The sequence below is a fragment of the Sulfurivirga sp. genome (genome assembly GCF_015490265.1).
Lineage (GTDB): Bacteria > Pseudomonadota > Gammaproteobacteria > Thiomicrospirales > Thiomicrospiraceae > Sulfurivirga.
Window position 1 is genome coordinate 1 of sequence record NZ_WFYD01000096.1, and the last position, 4,521, is coordinate 4,521.

At 65.1% G+C, this 4,521-nt stretch carries 5 protein-coding genes; 2 read left to right on the top strand and 3 right to left on the bottom strand.

Features of this window, described 5'->3' with window-relative positions:
- Window positions 1–1,239 (bottom strand): AAA family ATPase (locus tag F8K16_RS06470; RefSeq protein WP_367122827.1); only part of this gene is annotated, 1,239 nt, incomplete at its 3' end.
- A 26-nt stretch (window positions 1,240–1,265) separates the two neighbouring features.
- Between F8K16_RS06470 and F8K16_RS06475 the strand changes: the two genes are divergently transcribed.
- Window positions 1,266–2,510 carry a redoxin domain-containing protein gene (locus F8K16_RS06475; protein ID WP_294948418.1) on the top strand — a complete coding sequence of 415 codons (1,245 nt, stop codon included), beginning with the start codon at window positions 1,266–1,268 and terminating at the stop codon, window positions 2,508–2,510.
- Here the strand turns inward: F8K16_RS06475 and F8K16_RS06480 are convergent.
- Entirely contained in the window at window positions 2,500–3,633 is a 1,134-nt protein-coding gene (locus F8K16_RS06480; protein ID WP_294948420.1) for a sensor domain-containing diguanylate cyclase, read from the bottom strand. The two genes, F8K16_RS06475 and F8K16_RS06480, sit on opposite strands and share 11 nt — an antisense overlap.
- Before the next feature lie 88 nt (window positions 3,634–3,721).
- Window positions 3,722–4,108, bottom strand: coding sequence for a peptide-methionine (R)-S-oxide reductase MsrB (gene msrB, locus F8K16_RS06485; protein ID WP_294948422.1), 387 nt, complete (start codon window positions 4,106–4,108; stop codon window positions 3,722–3,724).
- On the opposite strand from msrB, the gene F8K16_RS06490 reads away from it, so the two are divergent.
- Window positions 4,107–4,521 (top strand): tRNA (5-methylaminomethyl-2-thiouridine)(34)-methyltransferase MnmD (locus F8K16_RS06490; RefSeq protein ID WP_367122830.1); only part of this gene is annotated, 415 nt, incomplete at its 3' end. The two genes, msrB and F8K16_RS06490, sit on opposite strands and share 2 nt — an antisense overlap.

A 4,521-nucleotide genomic window follows, 5' to 3' on the forward strand; every position in this document is an offset into this window, starting at 1 on the left:
GATCCGTTCGTTCCATTCCGCCAGCCACACCGTGCCCGGTCCGTCCAGCAGCAGCATCAGGTCGGATGGGCGTGTCTGGTAGTGGGCCTGTTTCAGCAGGGAGAAGACCACAGGCAGGGTGTCCGTCTCATCCGGCAACCAGCGGCGCAGGGTGAGCGCATCAGGGTTAAAGGTGGCCGCACCAACCCCCGGCAACGGCGCATCCGGCAGCAGAGCCGCGTCAAGGTCCTGTTCCAGCGGATCATCCGATGCCCAGCGCACCGGTTCGGTCAGCGTCACCGTATGGTCGATGGTGCCATCCAGTTTCAGCCGCAGCCCCTGCCCGGCACCTTCGTAGCCTTCAGTGGTGGAGGCCATCAGCACCGGGCCGCCGAAGGTGTTCAGCAGTTTTTGCAGCACCGGCAGGGTCAGGCGGGCCGCCTCGTCGATCACCAGCAGCTCAACGGGCGGTTTTTGTGCCAGAAAGGCTTCCGGCGCCCAGATTTTCAGGGTGCGTTGCGGCGCGCCGGCGGGCGATCGGGTAAAAATGGGGGAGACCCCGTCGTTTAGCCACCCCTGCGCCGCCAGCCCGCGAAGAAAGCTGCCCAGCGCGGCCCGGTGGTTGGTCACCACTGCGATGGTGCGCGCCGGATGCGCCTCCACCCACCGGGCCAGCAGGGTGCTCTTGCCCCGGCCACGCCGCCCTTCGACAAGCACGCACCGGGTGGGCGGCAATGGAGGAGGCGCCGGTGCCGTGGGGCAGGCCGGGTGTTTCAGCCAGTCGAGACGGCTCAGGTCATTCAGTGCCGGTATCAGGTGCGGCATGGCCAGCAGGCGTTGGGCGGTTCGGCTGTGGTCGGGCAGAGGTTGACCCAGACTGATAAAGCGCGTCAACGCCGGGTTGGAGCGGGTAGCCCAGTCTGAAGGCGTGGCCAGCAGCAGAACGCCGCCGGCGGTGAGGGTGCCGGCCAGTGCCAGCAGCATGTTGGGGTCGAGGCCGGAAAAGCCGTCCACCAACAGCAGGCGGCGCTCACTACCCAGATAATGCTGCGCCTGATTGGGGCCGACCGGCTGGCAGCCTGAAACTGGCATCAGTGGCGTGTCATGACTGCTGTGGAGCCACAGGGCGTCCCCGTCCGGTGTCAGCGTGGCCAGTTGCATCTGCACCGCCTCCGCCGGGCCGTGCAGGTGCACGGCGGCGCGAATATGGGCTTTTGCTAATCGGTTTTGCAGGGCATTGAGCCACGGGGATAATGTCATGACGCAAGCGTAGCATGGAGGCGGTGATGCGCGGAACCCTGTGGCTGGTGCTGTGGCTGCTGTGCGCGCCAGTGTGGGCGCTCACGGTCAATGTGGGCGATGACACGGAGGTGGAGGTGGCCGTGCTGGCAGCAGAGCAGCCGCTGGCGCGGGTGGTGTGGCTGCCGTCGGAGCATGGACATCCTGAAGGGGTGCGCAGGGTGGCGCAGGCGCTGAGCCGGCGGGGCGTGGAGGTGTGGTTGCCGGATCTGTTTGCCGCCTGGTTCCTTTCGCCTTCGCCCAGTGCGGTGAATGAGATCCCCACAGCTGCCTTGGGGCGGCTGTTGGTCACGGCCCGCAGGGATGGCCGGCCGCTGTTCGTGGTGGCGGAAGACCGGGGGGCGCTGCTGGCGGTGCGCGCCTGGCAGGCGACCCAGCAGGCCGGGCCGCTGCGTCACGCCGGCCTGATTCTCATCAACCCCAATCTCTATGTGGCAACGCCAGTGCCGGGGCAGACGGCCCGCTACTGGCCGGAGGCCGAGCGGCTCAATGCGCCGGTGTGGGTCATGCAGTCGGAACTCTCCCCGTGGCGCTGGCGGTTGGCTGATCTGGTTTCTCGCTTGGAGCGGGGCGACAGCGATGTGTTCGTGCAGCTGTGGCCCGGCGTGCGCGACCGTTTCTACTTTCGCCCCGACGCCTTTGAGCGGGAGAAACAGGCCGCCCGCCGTCTGCCGGATGCTATCGCCCGGGCCATGGCGGTGATGACGCCGTGGCTGGACAGGCCACGGGCACTTCCCGAGAAGGCCGAGGTGGCAACGGCGGTTTCCACGCCGCCCGCCAAAGACGCCCGCGCCACCCTGATGCCCTACACGGGGCCGCAGTTTCCGCCACTGACGCTGCAGACGCTGGACGGACGTACGCTGAATATGCGAGAACTGCGCGGCAAGGTGGTGCTGGTCAACTTCTGGGCCAGCTGGTGTCCGCCCTGCGTGCACGAGATTCCCTCCATGGTGGCGCTCAAGCAGGCGCTGGCCGGTCAGCCCTTCGAGATTCTGGCCATCAATCTGGCGGAGGAGAAGCCGGCGGTGGAGGCTTTCCTCAAGGAACACCCGGTCAATTTCCCGGTGTTGCTGGATCCTTCCGGCACGGCGGTGAAAAGCTGGCGGGTGTTCGCCTATCCCTCCAGTTACGTGCTCGACAGGGACGGGCGCATCCGTTATGCCGCCTTCGGGGCGCTGGACTGGAACAGTGATCAGGTGCGACGTCTGATGACCGGATTGATCAGGCCGTAGTCCTGCCTGCGTCTTCCGTTTCTTCAAACAGCCGGTGCGGGCGCTGGTCGGTGACACAGCGTCCGCGGCCGGCGGCCTTGGCCTGGTAAAGCAGCATGTCCGCCCGGTGGTAAGTGAATTCGAACGGCTCGCCCCGACGCCATTCGGTCACGCCGGCGCTGAAGTCGATGGCAAAGTCGCCTGGCAGGTCATCCAGTCCGATGGGGGCTTTCTGCAGACGCTCCCGTAGCTGTTCCAGCGCCTGACAGGCATTCCGCCTGGAGGTGTGGGGCATCAGCACCACGAACTCCTCGCCACCCAGCCGGGCGATGACGTCCGACTTGCGGAAGGTGCGCCGCATCTGTTCGGTGAACCACTTGAGCACATGATCCCCCGCATGGTGCCCCCAGCGGTCGTTGATCTGCTTGAAGTGGTCCAGATCGATCAATGCCATGGCCAGGGGCTGGTGATACCGGTGAGCCATCCTTGTCAGGTGATCCCACGACTCCATGAAGGCGCGACGATTGAGCAGCCCCGTAAGGGGGTCGGTGCGGGTGAGTCGTTCCAGCTTCGCGCGTGCCTTGTGCTCCGCCGTCACGTCACGCACGATCCACAGGATGCCGGTCACCTCGTTCTGTCGCAGCAGTGTCTGGCCGGAGACGCTGATCCAGCGGCGTCGGCCCATCGGTGTACGGATGGCCATCTCCCATTCGTGCAGGTAGCGGGGCTGCTGCAGCATGTCCCGATAATGGCGGTAGAACTCCTCGCGCACCGTCTCATCCTCAATCAGTTCGCGCAGGGGCGTGTCGTGCTCGCGGATGGCCTGGGGAGACAGTCCGAGGATGCGGCTGAGTGCTTCGTTCTGGTGCAGGACATGGCGTTCCCGGTCCTGGATGAGAATACCGATGGGGCTGCTGTGCAGGACCTGGTGGAACAGCTGGTTCTGCGCTTCGAGATCGTCTACCAGACGGGCGAGATCACGCTGGTTGCGGTAGTCGCGATACCAGCTCCAGACGAGGATGGCCAGCACGAGTGTGGATCCGGTCACCACGCTCCAGATGGTCAAGCTGTCTTGCAGCGTGACCGCCCAGGCCTGTATCGCTAGGGTGAGCAGAAACAGAAACAGCCAGATGCGCTGGGCCATGAGGGTCGGGTTTCAGAAGCCTAAACACCGGCATTTTAAAAGGTTATGCCGGGGAGTAAAAGTTTTTTACAGGGGTATCTGTTTTTCCTTATGAGTCTTCCGAGGGTGTAAAGCGCAGCGCCGTGCCGTTGATGCAGTATCTCAGGCCGGTGGGTGCCGGGCCGTCGTCGAACACATGGCCCAGATGCGCGTTGCAACGGGCGCAGCGCACCTCGGTGCGCACCATGCCGTGGCTGTGGTCGGGCAGAAGCGTCAGGGCCCGCTCATCGACCGGTGCGAAGAAACTGGGCCAGCCGGTGCCGGAATCAAACTTGGCGTCAGATGAGAACAGCGGCGCGCCGCAGCAGACGCAGTGCCAGGAGCCGGGCCGCTTTTCATGCAGCAGCGGCGAGGAAAAGGGCGGCTCCGTGCCGCACTCAAAGCAGATGTGGTATTGTTCCGGCGTCAGATGATCGGTGTCAGGTTTGCTGCCCATGTCCCAAGCCTCCTCTGAAGATGCCATTCTAAAGCCTGCTGCCCTGCGCTGGCAGGCGGACGGCACCCCGGTGGCCGAAACCTTCGGGGATGTCTATTTCTCCCGCGCCGGCGGGCCGGCGGAGAGTGAATATGTCTTCCTGCGCCACAACGGCCTGCCACAACGCTTTGAAAAGGCGGACGCCTTCGTCATTGCCGAGACCGGCTTCGGCACCGGCCTGAACATGCTGCTCACCTGTGCGGTCTGGGCGGAGCATGCGCCGACGGAGGCGCATCTGCATCTTGTCAGTTTCGAGAAATATCCGCTGCGGCCGGATGATCTGCGCCTTGCCCATGCCCGCTGGCCTGAACTGGCTCGCTGGTGCGAGCGGCTGCAGCGTCATTACCCGCCGCTGCTGCCGGGCTGGCACCGGC